Below are 19,987 nucleotides of genomic sequence, written 5' to 3' on the forward strand. Positions count from 1 at the left end.
CGCGGCGACTGTCTCTACCAGCCCCATTCGACAAGGGGAGGATGCAAGGTAGGATAGGTAGCATGAGCGAGCCTACCGGCAAGTACTCGATCACCATGCCGCGCGACATCGCCGAAGCCGCCAAGGCCCGCAGCGGCCCCTCCGGACTGTCCGCCTACGTCGCCGCAGCCGTCGCCCGCCAGATCGAGCGTGACAACCTCAACGAACTCATCACGGTCGCGGAGGCCGAACACGGCCCCATCACCGACGAAGAGATTCAGGCTCTGCGCGATCAACTCCACCAAGCCCGAGAGCAACAGACCGAAGGCGGGGCGAACGCCGCGTGACCCCCTCCCCCGCCGCCCCCGGCGGCACCCTGGTCCTCGACAGCGAAGGGCTGGCCAAGGCCGTCCTACGCGACCGCACGGTCACCGGCTGGCTCGCCCTCGCCCGCGCCGACGACCTACGGGTCATCACTTCCGCAGCCACCCTCGTGGAAGTGATTCACCCACGGATCAATCGCCCAGCCCTGGAATGGACCCTGTCCCACCTCGTCATCGAACCGATCACCGAGCCCATCGCCCGTCACGCCGCCGCCCTCCTCGCCGACGCCGGCCTGCACGGCCACAAGTACGCCATCGACGCCATGCTCAGCGCCACGGCGCTGTCCGCCCCCGGCCCCGTCACCGTTCTCACCTCTGACCCCGAGGACCTCACTGCACTCTGCCGCGGGCGCGTAACCGTCATCAAGATCTGAGGGCACACCGCCTGCCCGATCAAACACGAGGCCCACACCTACGTGCAGCCCGGGCCGGCCTCGAGCCATCGGCCCCCGGAAGCCGGAAACTCGGCATGAGCACACGCGCCCCAGCCATCAGGGCGAGAAGCTGTGAGACCTGCCCGCGTGCTCCGGAACATCTCCCTGCTCGATTAAACGGCGCACCACACACCTCCTACGCTTACCGAGGAGGTTGCGGCCTCCCCGCACGGCGGGACCGACGAGCATCAGACTGAGATTAGGAACAAGGCGACCAATCAGGGCATGTCATTTTCGCGGGACATACGCGGGACGGCGGGCCTGACCATCAGTCAGATGGGCCGCTGACCTGCTAAAACGTCTGGGAAGTGTCCGGCCTCCGGAGCCGTGTGCGCAGGTTCGCATCCTGCCGGGGGCGCCTTGCAGAAGGTGTCCGAAGGCTGCGGCCAACTCCGGAGCAACAGGTGCGGGAGCGGGCGCTCAGCGGCTCAGGAGGGCGAGTTCCTGGTTCATCTCGGCGAGGAAGCGGACGACCACCGCCAGTTCGTCGGCGGTGAAGCGGTCGCACGCGGCTCCGGTGCTTCGGGCCAGCGGCCGGAAGTAGTCGCCGGCGACGCGTCTGGCCGCCGCCGCGTAGTGAAGGTGCACCACGCGTCTGTCATCGACCGCCCGGACGCGCTGGATATGGCCCGCCTTCTCCAGCCGGTCGATGCACGCGGTCACCGCGCCGGACGTGAGGCTGAGCCGCTCGCGCAGTCGGCCGGGTGTCATGGGCCCGTCGTCGGCGTCGGCGTCCAGGATCGCGATCAGAGCCAGTACGTCGGTGAGGTGCAGGCCCTGCGCCTGGGCGAACTTGTGGGCTATGCGGTTGAACTCCGCGTTCATTGTGCGCAGAAGCACAGCGAAGGACTGCAACCCCGTCGGGTCGTCTCCGGGAAGAGGTGACGAGGAGTTGTTGACGGGCATATACCCAGTATATGTTCTCTCAATCGTTGAGATACTTGATCAGTGACTCACTTTTCTGTTGCTTGAGGATGGCCATGGGAACATCACCGCGCCGGGCCCGGTGGCTCGTACCGCTCGTCCTGCTCCTCGTCTGGCTGGGCGTGGGCGGCACTCTCGGTCCGTACGCCGGGAAACTGGGTGAGGTGGCCACCAACGACCAGGCCGCGTTTCTGCCGCAGAGCGCCGAGTCGACGCGGGTACTCAAGGCGCGTGAGGCGTTCGACCAGTCCGGGACCCTGCCGGCCATCGTGGTCTGGACGGCGAACGGGAACCGGGTCAGCGAGGCCCAGCAGACCGCCGCCAGCCGCGCCGTCGGCGCACTCGCCGGAGAGCCCGGAGTGGTCGGCCGTCCCTCCCCCGCCCTCCTCTCCGACGACGGACAGGCGTTGCAGGCAGTCGTGCAGCTGAGGTCCGCCCTCGGAGAGGAACTGCCGGATGTCCTCGACGCGGTGCGTGAGGCGGTCCGGGGTGTACCGGGCGCCACGGCGCAGATCGCGGGCCCGGCGGCGAGTCAGGCCGATCTGTCGGACGCGTTCGCGGGCATCGACGGGCTGTTGCTGGGCGTGGCACTCGGCGCGGTGCTGCTGATTCTGCTGCTCGTCTACCGGAGCGTCCTGCTGCCGTTCCTGATCATCCTCGGGGCCGTGTTCGCGCTGGGACTGGCCTGCGCCGTCGTCTACGCGCTCGCGGACCGGGACTTGGTCAGGGTGGACGGTCAGGTGCAGGGAATTCTGTCCATCCTCGTGATCGGTGCCGCCACCGACTACGCGCTCCTGCTGGTCGCCCGGTTCCGCGAGGAGCTCACCGTGCGCGGGGACCGGGCCGCAGCCGCGGTGGTCGCGGTACGCCGCTCGTTCGGGGCGATCACGGCGAGCGCCGCCACCGTGGCGCTCGGGCTGCTGGCCCTGCTCGCCAGCGACCTCACGAACAACCGCGCCCTCGGCCCGGTCGGCGCCATCGGCATCGTGTGCGCCGTGCTCTCCGCACTCACCTTCCTGCCGGCCGTGCTGGCCCTGCTGGGCCGTACCGCCTACTGGCCTTCCCGGCCGCAGTCGTCGGATGCGTCGGATGCGTCAGATACATCGGACGCGTCCGGCGTATCGGCTGACCGGCACGGTGTGTGGGGGCGCGTCGCCGCCGTCGTGGACGCGCGACCGCGTCGGACCTGGGTGGTGACCGCACTCGTCCTGGCCGTCTTCGCGGCCTTCTCACCTTCCCTGTCCGCCAAGGGCGTCCCGCTCGACGAGATCTTCGTGGGCGACGCGTCCTCGGTCGCCGCCCAGGAGACGCTCGGTGAGCACTTCCCCGGCGGATCCGGCAACCCCGCGGTCATCATCGCCGACGCCGGTCGAACTGCTCAGGTGACAGCCGCGGCGAGGAGCACCGAGGGGGTGGCATCCGTCGTCACGGTCTCCGCCTCGGGACGGCCGGATGCCGGTGAGCCGCCGATCGTCGTCGACGGCCGTGTCCGGATCGACGCCACCCTGGAAGCCACGGCGGACAGCGACGCCGCCAAGGAGACCGTCGCGCGGCTGCGCGCGAACCTGCGCGCCGTGTCCGGGGCCGACGCGCTGGTCGGCGGGTACACGGCGCAGCAGTACGACACCCAGGAGACCGCGGCCCGCGACCGTACCGTCATCGTGCCGATCGTGCTCGGCATCATCCTCCTGATCCTGATGATGCTGCTGCGCTCGCTGCTGGTACCGCTGCTGCTGGTGACCACCGTCGCGCTCAACTTCCTGGCGACGCTCGGGGTCTCGGCGCTCGTCTTCGAGCACCTCCTCGGATTCAGCGGCACGGACGCGTCGGTGCCGCTGTACGGATTCGTGTTCCTGGTGGCACTCGGCGTCGACTACAACATCTTCCTGATGTCCCGGGTACGGGAGGAGGCGCTCGCCCATGGCACGCGGCGGGGCGTGCTGCGCGGGCTGACCACGACCGGCGGAGTGATCACCTCGGCCGGCGTGGTGCTCGCCGCGACATTCGCGGCCCTGATGGTGATCCCGCTCGCCTTCCTGGTCCAGATCGCGTTCATCGTGGCCTTCGGAGTCCTGCTCGACACTCTCGTCGTCCGCTCGTTGCTGGTGCCCGCCCTGGTGATCGACATCGGCCCGCGGGCGTGGTGGCCGGGGTCTTTGGCGCGGGACGCCACCAGCCACGGCACCGGGCCGAAGCCCCCGGCGTGACGGCGGGCCCGACCGGACGGTACGGACCCGTCGCCGGGCCGCGTCGCCGCGACGGGCACGGTCGTCCCGTTGCGGCCATGATCGGACGACGAGGCAACAGCGTCGGAGCAAGCGCGGGAGGCACGATCGTGAGCACGGACGAACAGCGGAACGCGCCGGACGCCGCGGAGGAACACGGTGGCCACGGGCCCGAGAAGCTGCGCTGCCTGGTCACGGGAGCGTCCGGTTACATCGGCGGACGTCTGGTGCCGGAGCTGCTGGAGGCGGGCCACCGGGTGCGGTGTCTGGCCCGTTCCCCGGACAAACTCCGTGACCACCCCTGGGCGGGCGACGTCGAGAGGGTTCGCGGGGACGTCACGGACGCCGAGTCGGTCGCTGTCGCCATGCGCGGCATCGACGTCGCGTACTACCTGGTGCACGCCCTCGGCTCCGGCTCGGGGTTCGAGGGCACCGACCGCCGCGCCGCGCACGTCTTCGCCGAGCAGGCGCGGGCCGCCGGCGTACGGCGGATCGTCTATCTCGGCGGACTCACCCCGCGGGGCGTACCCGAGGAATCCCTGTCCCCGCACCTGCGTTCCCGGGCCGAGGTGGGGCGGATCTTCCTCGACGCGCCGGTACCCGCCACCGTGCTGCGGGCAGCGGTCGTCATCGGCTCGGGATCGGCCTCCTTCGAGATGCTGCGGTACCTCACCGAGCGGCTGCCGGTGATGGTCACCCCGAGCTGGGTGCACACCCGCACCCAGCCCATCGGGGTACGGGACGTGCTGCGCTACCTCGTCGGCTCGGCGACCATGCCGGACGACGTCAACCGGGCGTTCGACATCGGCGGGCCGGACGTCCTGACCTACCGGGAGATGATGCGCCGTTACGCCGACGTCGCGGGACTGCACCGGCGGCTCATCGTGCCGGTTCCGGTCCTGACCCCGCGGCTGTCCAGTCACTGGGTCGGTCTCGTCACACCCGTACCCGCCTCCCTGGCCCGGCCGCTCACGGAGTCGCTGCGCCACGAGGTCGTCTGCCACGAGCGTGATATCGCCCGGTTCGTTCCCGACCTTCCGGGCCGGCCACTGCCTTTCGACGAGGCGCTGGTCCTGGCACTGCGGAGAGTACGGGAGGCCCAGGTCGCGACCCGCTGGTCGTCCGCCGCCCTGCCGGGGGCGCCCAGTGACCCCCTGCCGACCGACCCGGACTGGGCGGGCGGCAGCCTCTACCAGGACGAGCGGTGCCTGTCGGTCGACGCGTCCCGACAGGCCCTGTGGAAGGTGATCGAGGGCATCGGGGGCGACAACGGCTGGTACTCCTTCCCTCTGGCCTGGGCGGTCCGGGGCCGGCTGGACCGGTTCGTCGGGGGTGTCGGCCTGCGCCGCGGGCGCCGCGACGCCGAGCGCCTGCGGGTCGGCGACTCGCTCGACTTCTGGCGGGTCGAGGAGATCGAGCCCGGACGGCTGCTGCGGTTGCGGGCCGAGATGCGACTGCCCGGCCTCGCCTGGCTGGAGATGTACGTGGAGACAGAGGCCGACGGCCGCACCCGTTACCGTCAGCGCGCCCTGTTCCACCCACGCGGTCTGCTGGGCCACGTGTACTGGTGGTCCGTCTCACCCTTCCACGCGGTCGTCTTCGGCGGCATGGCCCGAAACATCACCAAGGCCGCCGCCAAGGACAGCGGCGGGCGCGCGACCGCGTCGCTCGTCGACCGCGTCCGACGCCATCAAGGCGAACGAGGATTCGGGCAGTAGGCGCCCCCGCAAGGGCGCGTCACCGCGTCGGGAGCGGCCGCTGCCGCGGTCCGCATGCGCTGTGCGGGCGGCGGGGGCCTGAGCCGGCCGTGTCCCTCGGCCGTCCGGAGCGCGTCGGGGACGAGGCCGACACGGTGGTGGCCGGCCGGCCGGCCGTCGCGGGGCGGGGCGGGGCGGGGCGGGGCGGGGCGGGGCGGGGCGGGGCGGGCGAACAACGTGACCTGCTCCCACGACGTGCTGGTCTCCGCGAGGAGCCGGCCGCGGCTGATGACGATCAGACGGTCCGCGACAGTTGGACATCTCGGTCATCGGCTGGCTGGAGACGAGTACGGCCCGGCCTCGACGGCCATCTGCGCAGCGGTTCACGCAGCACCGGATTCCCTTGGCGTCAACGCCGCCCAGCGGCTCGTCGAGCACGAGATCCGGTGGGTCGCCGAGCAGGGCCGCGGCCAGGCCGAGCCGCCGGCCCGTGCCAAGGGACACGTTCCGATCCGGCGCCGTGGCGCCCTCGGCGAGGGCGACGGTCGCCAGGACCCGTCGGCCCGTGGCTTCACCGAGCCTCGCCGTGAGAGCGGTGCCGGTGATCCCCCGTCATGTTCACTTGCCCCGCCCCCGCCCCACCCCAGGCGCCCCCACCGACTGCCGGACCACCAACTGCGTCCCCAGGATCACGTGGTCGCCCCCCGCAGCGCGCCGCTCCCCGTCCAGCGCCAGCCGAACCGCGGTGCGCCCCAGGTCCTCGTAAGGCACCCGGAGCGTAGTGAGCGACGTCGACAGATCCGCCGCGAAGGGCACGTCGTCGAACCCCATGACCGAGATGTCGCCGGGGACGTCCAGCCGCGACTCCCGTAGTGCCGCCAGTACCCCCGTGGCCACCATGTCGGTGCCCGCGAAGACCGCCGTGAAGTTGAGGCCCGCCTTCAACGCGTCCCGCATCCTGTCGTAGCCCGAGGCGCGGGTGTACGTACCCGGGACGTCGAGTTCCTCGGCGTACGGGACGCCGTGTGCGCGCAGCGCCTGGAGGTAGCCCGCCCGGCGTTGTTCCGCGGTGCTCATCGCCGGGGTGCCGCCCAGGAAGAGGATGCGGCGGTGGCCCGCCGTGAGCAGGTGGTCGCAGGCCTGGAAGGCGCCGCCCCGGTTGTCGTACTCCACCACCGTCACCGGCGGGTCGCCCGGCAGGGGCGGGCGGCCGCACAGGACCAGCCGGGAGCCCACGGCGTCCAGCGCTCTGGCGTATTCGGCCATGCGTTCGTGGTACGCGTCGTCCAGTACCGCGCCGCCGACCAGGATGACCGCCGCCGCGTGCTGTTCGCGCATCAGCTGGACGAGATCGTGCTCCCGGTCCTGGTCACCGTGGGTGGTGCAGACGAGGCTCAGTCGGCCCCGCGCCGCGGCCTCCTGTTCGACGCCGGCGGCCACATCGGCGAACGACGGGCCGATGATCTGGTCCATCACGAGGGCCACGGGGCCTGCGACCCCGCCGGACAGAGCCTTGGCGTGGACGTTCACCACATAGTGCAGCGACTTGACCGCCGCCATGACGCGGGCCCGGGTCGCGGCGGAGACGGGGTGGCTGCCGGCCAGTGCCCTGGAAACGGTTGCCACCGAGACGCCCGCCTTGGCCGCGACATCGCGGATCGTGCTGGGGCGGTCGCCGTCGGACCCGTTCCGTCTGCGCTTGCCCGAAGTGGCGCGAGGGCCCGTTTTCCGGGCTTCGGTTCCGTTCTCCGTCACGTTCCGACGTTACTGCATCGCCGGTACGCCGACCGGCGACTGTGCAGCAACTTCCCCCCTCTCGGTGAAAACGATTACACGCCGACGTTCAGTTCGACGTTCGGTCGACATTCAGACGAAGCCCCGTCGCCCGCCCCTACGCACTCCTCGCCAGATCGCTGCGCCGCACCCGCTGGGCAAGCGGCAGCCCCCCGTTGAGCAGTGCCAGTTCGTCCACCACCGTCCGCCCCAGACGCGCGAGTTCGTTGCCCAGCGACCCGGCGATGTGCGGGGTGAGGAAGACGTTGGGCAGGTCGTAGAGGGGGGAACCGGCGGGCAGGGGTTCCGGTTCCGTGACGTCCAGGACGGCGCCGAGACGGCCGGAGACGAGTTCCGCGGTGAGCGCGTCGTGGTCCACCAGGGCGCCCCGGGACGTGTTGATCAGTACGCCGCCGTCCGGGATCAGGGCCAGCCGTTCACGGTCGAGCATGCGGTACGTCTCCGGGATGTCCGGGGCGTGCAGGGTGACGATGTCGCTGGTGCGCAGCAGTTCCTCCAGGGAGAGGGAGGCCGCCCCCAGCGACCGCGCCTCGCCGGCGTCCACGTACGGGTCGTACAGCGTGGCCGTCAGGTCGAACGGGCGCAGCAGTTCCAGTACCCGGCGGCCCACCCGCGACGCCCCGATCACGCCGACCCGCCGGCCGTGGTTGCCGACCCGGGTGTAGTCGAGGGGGGCCGGATGGACCCGCTCGCGGCGGAGACGCTCGCGCAGCCCGAACGCGTCCTTGCCCGCGAGGAGGACGGCGGCCAGGGTGTACTCGGCGACCGGGAGAGCGTTGGCCCGCACCGCGCTGGAGACGGTGAGCCCGCGCTCCCAGCCGGCGTCGCCCAGGAGGCTGCGGACGCTGCCCGCGGCATGCAGGACGGTGTGCAGCCGGGGTGCGGCGGCCAGGACGTCGGCGTCGATGTGCGGGCAGCCCCAGCCGGAGATCAGCACCTCCGCCTCGGCCAGCGCGGCGGCGGCATCCGGGTCGGTGAAGTCCTGGACCACCAGCGCGGGATCGATCCGTGCCAGTTCCCGCAGCCGTTCCATGAGGGCGGGCGGGAAGAGTTCGGGCAGGTGCACCGGGTCCATCGCGAACAGGGCGACGGGCAGACGGGATGTGGGCGCGGAGGGCATGGGACTCCTGCTTCGGTGCGGTCTTCGGTAGGTCTTCGGTAGGTCTTCGGTAGGTCTTCGGTGCGGGAACGCGCGAGAGAGGTATGTAAACGTATTCCACGCTAGGACGGGCTCTCGGGGTCGGTCAATGCCCCTGTAGGAAGCGCGATCACGCGACCGTCACTTTCCTGAACTGATACGGAAGCAGAAATCCCAGGTCATCGGCGCCAGACCGTAACCCGGGAGCAAGATGCGCGAAACAGGAATCTCACGACCTCTTGCTTCTCGGGCCACACGCGGCCTACCGTCCAGCACGGCAAACGGTTACATCTCCCCGCCCACCGTGAAGCGGCCGCCCATCGCCCTCTCCCCTTCCTCGTGGCGACACCTCTCATGGCGATACCTGGTGATACCTAAGGAGCACGCTCATGTCCGTCAGATTCAGGCGCCCCGCCCTCGCCGGAGTCGTCTGCGCTCTCGCGCTCACCGTGTCCGCCTGCGGCGGGTCCGGCTCCGGCGACGACGCTTCGGGGTCCTCCGGTCCGGTCACCCTCGACTTCTGGGGGTGGGCGAACGGTCAGGAGGCGGTCGTCAAGGCGTTCAACGCCTCTCACAAGGACATACGGCTGAAGTACACGAAGGTGACCGACCAGCTGACGATGCAGAAACAGTTGAGCAACGCCGTCAAGGCCGAGAACGCTCCCTGTCTGCTGCAGAACACCGGTGAGTACGTGACGAGCTGGGTCGCGCAGGATGCGCTGGCCGACATCACGCAGTACGTCGAGTCGAGCAAGGACGAGTTCAACCCGGGCTCGTGGGCCGTCGGCCAGGTCCAGGGCAGGATCTACGGGGTGCCGACGGCGTCCGCGCCCGCGTTCACGATCTACCGCACCGACATCTTCCAGAAGTACGGGCTCAAGGCCCCGGCGACCTGGGACGACTTCATCGCGGCGGGCAGGGTCCTCAAGAAGCACGGCATCAAGATCACCAACTATGCCGGCGAGGACCCCAGCACCCTGGAGGTGCTCGCCATGCAGGCGGGCGCCCACTGGTACTCCATCGACGGCGACGCCTGGAAGGTGGATTTCCAGGATTCCGGGTCCCTCAGGGCCGCGAAGGTGATCCAGGACATCATCGACAACGACCTCAACTCGAAGCTGTCCTTCGCCGACTACGCGGCCGTGCAGCGCAACTTCGACAAGGGCGGTACCGCGACGCGGCAGATCTCCACCTGGCAGATGTCCGGCATGGTGCAGAACTTCACCGAGTCCTTCGGCAAGTGGGCGCTCGCGCCGTGGCCGACGTACAGGGGTGAGGCCGCCAAGACGCCGGCCGGGACCAACCAGAGCGGCAATCTGACGCTGGTGTCGAAGCAGTGCGAACACCCGGAGCAGGCCGCCGAGGCCGCGCTGTGGATGTCCACCGACACCGGTGCCGTCAAGACCATGGCGAGCCCGGAGACCGGCAGCGGTGTGATGCCGGCGCTGGCCGACAGCGACTCCTTCGTGCCCGAGGCGATCTCCGAGAAGCTGCTCGGCTCGAACTACCAGCCTGCCCAGCAGATCGTGAAGGACAGTCTGTCGACCGTGACCACCGACTGGACCTTCGGTCCCGACTGGACCGCGATGTTCTCCGAGCTGCAGAGCCAGTGGGGTCAGGTGGTCAGCAAGAAGCAGACGGTCACCGAACTCCTGGCCCACATGCAGGAGTGGACGGTCAAGGACCTGAAGTCCCGCGGTATCAACGTCAAGGGCTGAGGCACATCCCGATGATTCGCTCACTGCGCTGGAAGGGTGCCGCCTTCACGGTGCCCTTCCAGCTCGGCTTCGTCTTCCTCTATCTGCTGCCGATCGGGTACGCCGTCTACCAGTCGCTGTACCACTCGCAGTCCTCCGGACTGGGCCTGGGCGGCACCACCGACGAGTTCTCCGGCCTCGACAACTACCGACAGGGCCTGACGGACCCGAAGTTCATGGGTTCTGTGCTGCGGGTGGTGCTGTTCGCCTTCGTGCAGATCCCGGTCATGCTGCTGATCAGCCTGGTCCTCGCGCTGTTCCTGGACGCGCTCACGGCCAGGTCGGCCAGCCGGTTCCGGATCATGCTGCTGGTGCCGTACATGATCCCGGGTGTGGTCGCCGCGGTCGTCTGGATCAACCTCTACAGCCCCGACGTCGGCCCGCTCACCCCGCTCGGCGACCTGTTCGGCCTCGACTGGAACTTCTTCTCGCCGTCGATGCTGTGGCCGTCCATCGGCAACCTGCTGACCTGGCACGGCATCGGCTACAACATGGTGATCATCTACTCGGCGCTGCAGGGTGTGCCGCGTGAGCTGTTCGAGGCCGCGCGCCTGGACGGCGCGACCGAGTGGCGCATCGCGACGAGCATCAAGATCCCGTTCGTGCGGGGCGCGTTGGTGCTGACCGGCATGCTCTCGATCATCCAGATGCTGCAGATCTTCAACGAGCCGGCGCTGTTCCGGAACATCACCCCGCAGACGGTCGACGACAGCTTCACGCCCATCATGATCATCTACAACCAGGCGTTCAACGCAGGCAACTACCACTACGCCGCCGCCCTGTCGGTGCTGCTCGCCCTGATCCTGGGCGTCGCCTCCTTCCTCTTCTACCGGCTGACCTCGAAGGAGACCGACTGATGGCCACCACGACGACCACCGAGTCCCCGAAACGGTCCCAGTCGCCCGCCGCCCGCCGTCTGGGCCGCCCTGATCCCAGGGCCCGTTCGCGCGGCGGCCAGCGGTTCGTCCTGGTCGGCCTGGTGCTGGCCAGCGCGTACAGCCTGTTCCCGGTGTACTGGCTGATCATCGCCGCCACCAAGGACCGTACGGGGCTGTACCAGTCCAACGGTCTGTGGTTCTCCGGCTGGCATCTGTGGGACAACCTGCGTCAGGTGTTCACCTACAACGACGGCATCTTCCTGCGCTGGACGGCCAACTCGTTCCTGTACGCGGGTGTCGGCTCCCTCGGCGGCACGCTGATCGCCCTCGCCACCGGCTACGGCCTCGCCCGCTTCGACTTCCCCGGGCGCGGTGCGGTGTTCGCGGCCGTGGTGGGCTCGTTCCTCATCCCGATCGCGCTGCTCACCCTTCCGCTGTATCTGCTGTTCTCGGAGATCGGGCTGGTCGACACCCCGTGGGCGATGCTGATCCCCTGCCTGATCAACCCGTTCAGCGTGTACCTCGCCAAGGTGTACACCGAGGCGACGATCCCCTTCGAACTCCTGGAGGCGGCGCGCATCGACGGCGCCGGCGAACTGCGGATCTTCTTCAGCATCGTGCTGCGGATGATGACGACGGGCGGCGCGACCGTCTTCCTGCTGGCCTTCGTCAACACCTGGAACGCCTTCTTCCTGCCGCTGACCGTCCTGCGTGGCGAGGAGAACTGGACCCTCAACCTGGGCCTGTACAACTGGTCCGGCAAGCGCGCGGAGTCCGGCATCGACCTCACCAGCCTGGTGCTGACCGGCGCGTTGCTCTCCATCATCCCGATGGCGGTCATGATGGTCGCGATGCGCCGCTACTGGCGCACCGGCGTCACCATGGGTGCCCTCAAGTGACCTTGTCCCAAGGCACGTTGACCTGACATCCCGACGCTCGGGCGGGTGCTGGGGCGGCCATCTGCCGACGGCGCCGTCGTTCGCGTACGGGCCGTGCGCGGCGTGGTCTGCCCGGCGGTACGCGGTGAGGAGCGCCCGCTCCCGCTCCGTGGCCTGCTCCAGCAGCCGCGTCTCGATGTCGCGGACGGCTTCCCGCACGAGCCGCATCATCGCGGGATCGCCGTCGTCGCGCAGACAGGTCAGGTCGAGGACGGCCTCGATACGGCCGCTGAGGGGGTTGCGGATGGGCGCGCCCGCGCAGGCGAACGGTTGCAGACAGTCGGCGAAGTGCTCACGGCCGGCGACATGGACGGGCATGCGCCCGGCGAGGGCGGTGCCGACACCGTTCGTACCCGCGGCTCGCTCGGACACGTCGAATCCGGGGGCGAAGTTGACCCCGTCGAGGCGGGCGCGCAGCGTCCGGTCGCCGCCGTGGCGCTCGACCATACGGGCCTGCGCGTCGCAGAGGGCGACGGTCGTGTTCAGCTCGGCGAGCGATGCGGTGAGGCGCTTCAGCACTGGCTCGACAGCGTGCCGGAAGCGGTGGTCGAGCGCCAGGTCGGGGGCGTACGGGATCAGCAGCCGATCCGGTTCGACCCCTGCGTACCGGCACCGCTTCCAGGAATCCAGCACCGAGTCCCGGACGTCCGAGTCGACCCGCGCACCGGCCAGAAACCGCTCATGGGCGTCTACCAGCCCACCGATGGCGTCCCAGGCGACGGACAACGGGATCGCTTCCCTCAAGCGATTCCACCGCACCCCTCCACAGCCCCTTTGTGACATGGGTCACAGTGAGATCGATTCTCACGTCCGTGGCCGGAAATACACCCCCGTCGACTGTTGCCCGGTGACCGTGGCCACGCAGCGCAGGACTCGCAGGCCGTCGGCGTACTGGGACTGGGAGGGCGGGAGCACGTCGATGGTCCAGGCGGCGGGGTCGATCTTGAGCGCGGCGCCCTGTCTGGACTCGGCCAGGACCTCGGGGGAGCAGAGGTCGCGTACGTCGGGGTGGTTCGCCAGTTCCTTCTGGTTGTTGGTCATCCCGTCGGACGGCAGCGGGGCTATCGCGAAGGTCTCCCATGGGTGTTCCACCACGCAGTCGGCCTGGTTCACGCTGACGATGCCGGTGATGACAACCATGCCACCCCAGCATTCGGCGGTGGTGGTGCAGCGGCCGTCGATGCCTGCGACGTCGGCCGCCGGGCAGTTCTCGGTCGTCGTCGGTACGCCGAACCCGGCGCTCGTGGCCTTGGCCGCACCGCCCGCACCGGAGGCAGAGACGGAGGCGGAGGCGGAGGCGGAGGGTCCGGCGGAGGGCGCCCCGGAAGTCGAAGGCGGCAGGTACTGGTACGCCACCGTTCCGCCCGTACCGACGACGACCACGGCCACGGCCGCGACGGACACCCGCAGGCGCCCCTTCCTCCGGCGTGCGGACGCGGCGGACGGCGGGACGGTGGTGGTGGGCACGGCGACGGGCCCGCCGCTCGCCGGAGGCGACGCCGCAGCACCCCGGCCACCCCCCTCCCCCGGTCCCTCCTCCAGGTCCACGGCGGCCAGCGCATCCCTGAACGCCTCCGCGCTCGGCGGACGGTCGGCCGGGTCCGGGGCCATGGCGCGGCGCAGGACCTCGGTGAAGCGTGGATTCACTCCGGGGAGGTCCGGCAGGGGCCAGGTGTGCCGGACGATGACCTCCGCGATGCCGAGGCCGCCCTCCGCCGGGAAGTGCGGGGGCCTGCCGTGCACAAGGGCGTAGATCGTGGCGGCGAGGGAGTACACGTCCCCGGCGGGGGTGGGCTCGGCCAGCCGGAACGCCTCCGGCGGGGCGAACGCGGGCGTCAACGCCTCCCGGGTGACCGAGAGTTCCTGGCCGGGGCGGGACATCGCGGCCAGTCCGAAGTCGGCGAGGCCGACGTCTCCGTACCGGTCGATCATGATGTTGCCCGGCTTGATGTCCCGGTGCAGTACGCCGCCGGCGTGGGCCGCGGCCAGCGCGTCGGCGATGCGTACGCCGATGTCCCGCGCCTCTGCGGCCGGAATCGGCCCCTGCCGGTGGAGCCGGTCGCCGAGCGAACCACCGGGGCACAGCTCCAGGACCATGTACGGGCGGCCGTCGTCGAGCACCCCGGCGTCGTACACCGCCACCACGTGCGGGTGACCCGACAGCTGACCGGCCGCCGTGACCTCGCGGAGGAACCGCTGCCGGTCGCGGTCGGTGGCCAGTACGCGGCTGTCCATCTTGAGGGCGACCTCGCGGCCCACGGCCAGTTGACGTGCCCGGTACACGGTGGCGAACCCGCCCTGGCCGAGGACCTCGACGACCTCGTAACCGGGTACACCCGTACGTTGGAACCGCATGCTGCCGTACTCCCCCACCCCGAGGCCGACCGCCCCGATCCAGGTACCGGACCGGGGTGTTGAGAGCGCCGACAGTAGTGCACGGGAAAACCGCCGGGCGCTCCCGGCCGGGCCGGTGACATCCTGGCAGGGTGAGCAGACCGGAGATCGTCATCAGTGTCGCCCCTGAGCTGCGGGTCTTCGTCCCGTCCGAACGGCGTGCGGGGCCCACGACCGTGGTCACCGACGGGTCGTCATCGCTCGGGCACGTGGTGGAGTCGCTGGGCGTGCCGCTCACCGAGACGGGGCGACTGCTGGTCGACGGCCGGGAGGTGCCGGTGTCCCATGTGCCGGGCGCGGGCGAGACGGTGGAGGTCGGCGCCGTCGTCAGACCGCAGACGGTCCCCGGGGCACCTCTGCGCTTTCTCCTCGACGTGCATCTGGGCACGCTCGCCCGCCGGCTGCGGCTCCTGGGCGTCGACGCCGCGTACGAGAGCGAGGACATCGGCGACCCGGCGCTGGCCGCGTTGTCGGCGGCGGAGCAACGGGTGCTGTTGTCCCGGGACCGGGGCCTGCTGCGGCGCCGCGAGCTGTGGGCGGGCGCGTACGTCTACAGCGACCGTCCGGACGACCAACTCCGGGACGTACTGGACCGGTTCGCGCCCGAACTCGCCCCCTGGACCCGGTGCACCGCCTGCAACGGACGGCTGGAGCAGGCCGACAAGCGGACGGTCGGCGACCGGCTGGAGCACGGGACCCGGCGTACGTACGATGTCTTCGCGCAGTGCGTGGCCTGCGAGCGCCTGTACTGGCGGGGCGCGCACCACGCGCGGCTGGAGGCGATCGTCGAGGGGGCGCTGAGCGAGTTCGGCGGGGCGGCCGGCCTGTCGGCGGGATCGCGCCCTGGCTTCACCCGTCCAGGCGGCCACCCATGTGATCCGGCTCACGATTGAGGCGTCGACGGGTGGTGTCGGGGGGAGACTCTGTCAAAAAAGATTCAGGCATCACTTGTGTCGCCCGTCCGCCCTCACCCCTTCGGTTCCTGGACACCACCCCGTCACGCGGACTGGGAACGCTTCTGCCGTCCCGCTTGCTTCGCTCTTCATTTCCCCCCGTTCGCCCCGTTCCGCGTGGGCGCCACGCGGAAGGACGACGCGCGCTGTGTCCTCATTGCCGATAGTCCCCATAGCCCCGCCCGCTCCGACAGTCCCGCTCCTTCCCCAGGGCACCCTGGACTGTTCCTCACCCGCCTCCCGCTCCCGCCGGTTTCCCGGCGCCCGGCACGCTCGCCGGGTGCTGTGTCTGCTGCCGCTCCTGCTCATCGGGGTGTGGGCGGCCGACAACTGGCAGGTCCTGCACGAGGGAGCCCTACGACTCACCACCGCCGACCCCGGCTGGCTGGCGATCGGGGCCGCGTTCACGTTCCTGTGCTGGGTGTCCGCCGCCTTCGCCCGGCAGGGGGCGATCCCGGAGCGGCTGCCGCCCGGGCTGCTGCTGGCCTCGCAGTTCGCCGCCGGCGCCGCCAACAACGTCCTTCCGGCCGGACTCGGCGCCCACGCCGTCACTCTGCGCTTCCTCACCGGCCGTGGCATCCCGCTGGCCCGGGCCACCGCCTCCCTCGCCCTGTACTCGCTGGTCAAACCGGTCGCGAAGTTCCTGCTGATCCTTGCGCTACTGGCCACCTTCCCGACCTCCCTGGGCGCCACCGACCTCCTCCCCGACGAGGGAACGCTGCTGCCCGTCGCGGCGGGCGTGGCCGGCACGGTGGTCGTCGTGACGCTGGTTCTGGCCTTCGTACGGCCGCTGCGGCGCCCCCTGCTCGACGGCGTGCGCACCGCCCTGACCGACGCCCGCCGGCTGCACAACCGGCCTGCCCGGGTCGTCGCGCTCTGGGGCGGCGCCGCGGGGTTCTCGCTGTGCCAGGCGGCGGTGCTGGCCAGCGTCGGAGCCTCGCTCGGGCTGCCGATCGCCTGGCCGGACGTGCTCTTCGCCTACCTCGCCGCGAGCGCCGCTGTCGGCGCCGTACCCGCGCCGGCCGGGATCGGCCCGGTGGACGCGGCCCTGGTGTTCACCCTGGCCGCGATGGGCGCCCCGCTGTCGCTGGCCACCGCGACCGTCGTCGGCTTCCGCGTCCTGACGGTCTGGCTGCCGCTGCTGCCGGGCGCCCTCGTGCTGTCGCTGCTGGTGCGCTCCAAGGTGCTGTGACGCGCCCCGGTGCGTGACACCAGGGCGTCGTGACGCGCGTCGCGTCGCTCGGGTCTGCCTCGCGATGTCCGCGCCGGGCATACCCGCTGACCTGCTTCTCCGCTGGAGGTCCGGGGGCCCGCGGCGGAGCCACTGGTGTTACCGCCCCCGGAGGAACACGGTCAGTCCCGGCGGGCCACCAGACGGTACGCGTTGGAGACGCCCAGGCGGTGGGAGACCGGCCGGACGGCGAACCGGTCCAGCAGGGTACCCAGGATCAGGGCCGGGACGCCGGCCAGCAGCAGGGCTCCGCGCAGGGTGCGGCGCAGGGCGTTCGGAGGGTGCGGGAGCCACGGGAGGTTGTCGCGCGGAGCGGCGTTGTCGAGGGCCAGCCAGACGGCGGCGAGCAGGTCGACGGGGTCGTGCGGCTCGGCGTGCTGCTCCAGGACGACGGTGAAACCGAGGTCGGTGAGCCGTTGCCTGAGGTTGTCGACGGGGACGAAGTGCAGGTGCTGGGGCTGGAGCCAGGGCAGCCACCAGCGGCCGAGCAGCCGGGCGTAACGGCTGTCGGGGTCGGGGACCTCGATCACCAGGTGTCCGCCGGGGCGGATGGCCTGTCGCGCGGCCTTCAGTTCGAGCGGGGGCTCGGTGCTGTGCTCCAGGTAGTGGAACATGCTGACGACGTCGTAGCGGGCGGTCAGTTCGGGCGCCAGTTCGGTGAAGTTCCCCCGGTAGCCGTGCTCGACGCGCCCTGCCCGCTCGGCGAGTTCGGCGCCGTCGGTGAAGTCGAGCCCGTCGAAGGTGGTGCCGGTGTGGACGCTCCGGGCGGTCTCGCAGAAGTGGCCGTGGCCGGTGCCGACGTCGAGCCAGGTCTTCGGCGCGTCGTCGAAGGGGAGCAGGGCGCGGGCCCGCTGCTCGTACATTTTCGTGCGGCCCGCGAAGGTGTTGCCGAGTTGCTTCTCGCCGAGTCCGTCGTAGAAGTCGCGGTAGTAGAACTCCAGCCCGGCGGGGCTGAGCCGGGGGTTCTGGAAGGTGTGCCGGCAGTCCTGGCAGCGGTCGAGCACGAACCGTCCGGGCTTGTGCTGGAGCAGGTCGGTGGTCCGCAGCCGGGTCTCCAGCCGGGCCGAGCCGCACCAGGGGCAACTGGTACACGGGGGCTCGAAGAACCGGTCGAGCCCGAAGGCCAGGTCGGCCTGATAGGTGGGCCGGAGGGCGGTGACCTGCTCGGTACGGCTCGGAGCGGCCCGTACTTCCGGTTCGTGGGTCCCGTGCTCGTCGTCACTCATGCCGTCTCCTTGGCTGGCGTGCCGATGGCGAGTTGCTCAAGATGGGTGGCCGCCGCGGGGGCACCCCCGGCGGCGCGGAACGCGGTACGGATGCGGCCGGCCGCGAAGCGGTAGCCGGGCTCGTGCAGTACGGCGTCGACGGCGGCGCCCAGTTTCGGCGCGGTGACCCGCCCGAACCGCACCCGGATGCCCGCCCCGGCCTCCACGACCTGCCCGGCGACCACGGGCTGGTCGTCCCGGATGGGCGCGACGACGAGCGGCACCCCGTGCCAGAGCGCCTCGCACACGGTGTTGTGCCCGGCATGACAGACAACCGCGTCGACCCGTTGGAGGAGTGGGAGCTGGGGGACGGAGGGGACGATCAGTACGCCCTTGTCGTCGCCCCTGCCCTCGCCCTCCCCGGCACGGTCGAGTACGCCCGCCGGGTCGACGATCACCGTCTGCGTCCGGTCCGCCCGCTCACGTACCGCTGCCCGGCACTCCGTCAGAAAGCGTGCGCCGACGTCGGAGTTGGCGGTGCCGAGGGTGACGAGGACCGTGGCGCGGGCGGGGTCGAGCCAGTCCCAGGGGAAACCGGGCGGGGCCGGCCGGTCGGCGACGGACGGGCCGACATACCGGATCTGCTCGCCCGTCCGGGCTTCGGGGCCGACGAACTCCGGTGTGCTGAACGCGAGTACGAGGTGCGGCGAGAACCGTGGGTCGGCGCTGCCCGTCCTGTCACCGACACGGTTCCGGAGGCCCGCGAGCAACTCGTCCAGCCACTCCGCGACCTTGGGCATGCCGGACAGTACGTCGGTGAACTCGGCGGAGGTGGTCGCCGAGGTGGCCCACGGCAGACCCAACCGCTCCGCGACGAGGCCCCCGGCGAGGGCCTGTTGGTCGGCGACGACGACGTCCGGCCCGAACTCCCCTACGGCGGCGGCGACTCCGGGGGCCATCTCCTCCGCGAGCGGGGCGAGGAACCGCTCCCAGAGGAACTTCAGCGCCTCGGGCCCCCGCAGGTCCGGCGGCCGTACGCCGTCACCGGAGCCGGGGACCGGCCCGGCGCACGGGAAGACGGTGGCGCCGTCTCCGGCGAGCCGGCGCACCAGTCCCGGATCGGCGCACGCCCAGGCCGGCTCGTGCCCACGCGAGGCGAGTTCGGCGGCGACTCCGACAGCCGGGTTGATATGCCCGACGAGCGGCGGCACGACGAACAGGAACCGGCTCACCGCGCTGCCGCCCACGCCGGCTGAGCAGGGACGACGGCGCCGTGGATGAGCGACAGGATGTGCCCGCCCACGGTCCCCGACGCCTCGACGAGCACGGAGTGTTCGTGTCCCGGCACCACGACGGTCCGGCAGTCGGCCAGCACGGACTCCATCCAGGGCGCCAGTTCGGCGAGGTCGGAGTCCCCTCCGTACACACCAAGTACCGGGCAGCGTACGGAACCTATCTGCTCCTCGGTCAGTACGCGGCTGGCCGGGATGTCCTGGGCGAGGGTGGTCTCGCGGGCCAGCCGGGCCGCGCCCTTGGCGAGGCGGGCGGTGTTCTGGCCGCGGTTGGCGGTGATCCAGGCGATGGCGTCGGCCTCGTTGTGGGCGAGTTGGTGCATGACCCGGCCGAGGATGCCGTCGAGTTTGCCCGCCCAGGCAGCAGTTGCCGGTTCCGACTCGATGAGGGAGACGCTGGCGGCCCGTTCGGGGTGGCGGGCCGCGTATCCGAACGCGACCGTCCCGCCATAGGAGTTGCCGACGAGATGGACCGGCCCGGTCACCTCCAGACGGTCGAGGAGGGCCTCCAGGTCGTCGATGTTGTCGTCGAGGGTGTAGCCGGTGGCGGGGCGGGTGGAGCGGCCGTGGCCGCGCAGGTCGTACATGACGACGTCGATGCCGGAGGCGGCGAACGCCGGTGCCACGGTGAAGTAGTAGCTGGCCAGGCTGTCTGTGAGCAGGCCGTGCACGAGTACGGCGGTGGCGGTGACGGGCCGGTCGCCGCGCGGGCCGATGCGCTGGGCGTGCAGCCTGCGGCCGCCGCCGAGGTCGACGATCGCCATG

The 19,987-nt window shown here is 70.8% G+C and carries 17 protein-coding genes; 10 read left to right on the plus strand and 7 right to left on the minus strand.

The features are described 5' to 3' along the window. Positions 1-62: 62 nt before the first annotated feature. Entirely contained in the window at positions 63-326 is a 264-nt protein-coding gene (locus RB628_RS04425) for a CopG family transcriptional regulator (RefSeq protein ID WP_318318928.1), read from the plus strand. Further along, the gene (locus tag RB628_RS04430; RefSeq protein WP_318318929.1) at positions 323-736 is read left to right on the plus strand and encodes a PIN domain-containing protein; all 414 of its coding nucleotides are present in this window, start codon (positions 323-325) and stop codon (positions 734-736) included. The genes RB628_RS04425 and RB628_RS04430 overlap by 4 nt, the downstream gene beginning before the upstream one ends. Before the next feature lie 480 nt (positions 737-1,216). Here RB628_RS04430 and RB628_RS04435 read toward each other — a convergent pair whose 3' ends face one another. Next, positions 1,217-1,702, minus strand: a complete 486-nt coding sequence (locus RB628_RS04435) for a MarR family winged helix-turn-helix transcriptional regulator (protein WP_318318930.1) — start codon at positions 1,700-1,702, stop codon at positions 1,217-1,219. 74 nt (positions 1,703-1,776) lie between these two features. On the opposite strand from RB628_RS04435, the gene RB628_RS04440 reads away from it, so the two are divergent. After that, the gene (locus RB628_RS04440; protein WP_318318931.1) at positions 1,777-3,927 is read left to right on the plus strand and encodes an MMPL family transporter; all 2,151 of its coding nucleotides are present in this window, start codon (positions 1,777-1,779) and stop codon (positions 3,925-3,927) included. A 128-nt stretch (positions 3,928-4,055) separates the two neighbouring features. Next, the gene (locus RB628_RS04445) at positions 4,056-5,663 is read left to right on the plus strand and encodes an SDR family oxidoreductase (protein ID WP_412180591.1); all 1,608 of its coding nucleotides are present in this window, start codon (positions 4,056-4,058) and stop codon (positions 5,661-5,663) included. A 597-nt stretch (positions 5,664-6,260) separates the two neighbouring features. Here RB628_RS04445 and RB628_RS04450 read toward each other — a convergent pair. Beyond that, complete coding sequence (locus tag RB628_RS04450) at positions 6,261-7,397, minus strand: LacI family DNA-binding transcriptional regulator (protein WP_318318932.1); 1,137 nt, start codon at positions 7,395-7,397, stop codon at positions 6,261-6,263. Between the two features lie 136 nt (positions 7,398-7,533). After that, positions 7,534-8,556 carry a hydroxyacid dehydrogenase gene (locus RB628_RS04455; RefSeq protein WP_318318933.1) on the minus strand — a complete coding sequence of 341 codons (1,023 nt, stop codon included), beginning with the start codon at positions 8,554-8,556 and terminating at the stop codon, positions 7,534-7,536. Positions 8,557-8,963: 407 nt separating this feature from the next. On the opposite strand from RB628_RS04455, the gene RB628_RS04460 reads away from it, so the two are divergent. The 4 genes from RB628_RS04460 to RB628_RS04475 are packed head-to-tail and all read left to right on the plus strand — an operon-like array spanning position 8,964 to position 12,927. Next, positions 8,964-10,292: an ABC transporter substrate-binding protein gene (locus RB628_RS04460; RefSeq protein WP_318318934.1), complete on the plus strand. Its 1,329-nt coding sequence runs from the start codon at positions 8,964-8,966 to the stop codon at positions 10,290-10,292. An 11-nt stretch (positions 10,293-10,303) separates the two neighbouring features. Then, positions 10,304-11,188, plus strand: coding sequence for a sugar ABC transporter permease (locus tag RB628_RS04465; protein WP_318318935.1), 885 nt, complete (start codon positions 10,304-10,306; stop codon positions 11,186-11,188). Then, positions 11,188-12,108 carry a carbohydrate ABC transporter permease gene (locus RB628_RS04470; protein WP_318318936.1) on the plus strand — a complete coding sequence of 307 codons (921 nt, stop codon included), beginning with the start codon at positions 11,188-11,190 and terminating at the stop codon, positions 12,106-12,108. Before RB628_RS04465 ends, RB628_RS04470 begins: the two co-directional genes overlap by 1 nt. Before the next feature lie 45 nt (positions 12,109-12,153). After that, on the plus strand, positions 12,154-12,927 hold the full coding sequence (locus RB628_RS04475) for a hypothetical protein (protein ID WP_318318937.1): 774 nt from the start codon (positions 12,154-12,156) through the stop codon (positions 12,925-12,927). Between the two features lie 24 nt (positions 12,928-12,951). Here RB628_RS04475 and RB628_RS04480 read toward each other — a convergent pair whose 3' ends face one another. Continuing rightward, a complete protein-coding gene (locus tag RB628_RS04480) occupies positions 12,952-14,502 on the minus strand; it encodes a serine/threonine-protein kinase (RefSeq protein WP_318318938.1) in 1,551 nt (516 codons plus the stop codon). A 131-nt stretch (positions 14,503-14,633) separates the two neighbouring features. Between RB628_RS04480 and RB628_RS04485 the strand changes: the two genes are divergently transcribed. Together RB628_RS04485 and RB628_RS04490 are read left to right on the plus strand one after the other, a co-directional pair. Continuing rightward, a complete protein-coding gene (locus tag RB628_RS04485; protein WP_318318939.1) occupies positions 14,634-15,434 on the plus strand; it encodes a Mut7-C RNAse domain-containing protein in 801 nt (266 codons plus the stop codon). Between the two features lie 208 nt (positions 15,435-15,642). Further along, positions 15,643-16,686, plus strand: coding sequence for a lysylphosphatidylglycerol synthase transmembrane domain-containing protein (locus RB628_RS04490; RefSeq protein ID WP_318318940.1), 1,044 nt, complete (start codon positions 15,643-15,645; stop codon positions 16,684-16,686). 161 nt (positions 16,687-16,847) lie between these two features. Here RB628_RS04490 and RB628_RS04495 read toward each other — a convergent pair whose 3' ends face one another. Genes RB628_RS04495 through RB628_RS04505 form a run of 3 tightly spaced genes read right to left on the minus strand, consistent with a single transcriptional unit; the run spans position 16,848 to position 19,986 of the window. Then, the gene (locus RB628_RS04495; RefSeq protein ID WP_318318941.1) at positions 16,848-17,951 is read right to left on the minus strand and encodes a class I SAM-dependent methyltransferase; all 1,104 of its coding nucleotides are present in this window, start codon (positions 17,949-17,951) and stop codon (positions 16,848-16,850) included. Next, entirely contained in the window at positions 17,948-19,162 is a 1,215-nt protein-coding gene (locus tag RB628_RS04500) for a glycosyltransferase (protein ID WP_318318992.1), read from the minus strand. Before RB628_RS04500 ends, RB628_RS04495 begins: the two co-directional genes overlap by 4 nt. Beyond that, positions 19,159-19,986, minus strand: a complete 828-nt coding sequence (locus RB628_RS04505) for an alpha/beta fold hydrolase (protein ID WP_318318942.1) — start codon at positions 19,984-19,986, stop codon at positions 19,159-19,161. The genes RB628_RS04500 and RB628_RS04505 overlap by 4 nt, the downstream gene beginning before the upstream one ends. Between the last annotated feature and the right edge of the window lies 1 nt (position 19,987).

The sequence above is a fragment of the Streptomyces sp. ADMS genome, from assembly GCF_033441795.1.
GTDB lineage: Bacteria > Actinomycetota > Actinomycetes > Streptomycetales > Streptomycetaceae > Streptomyces.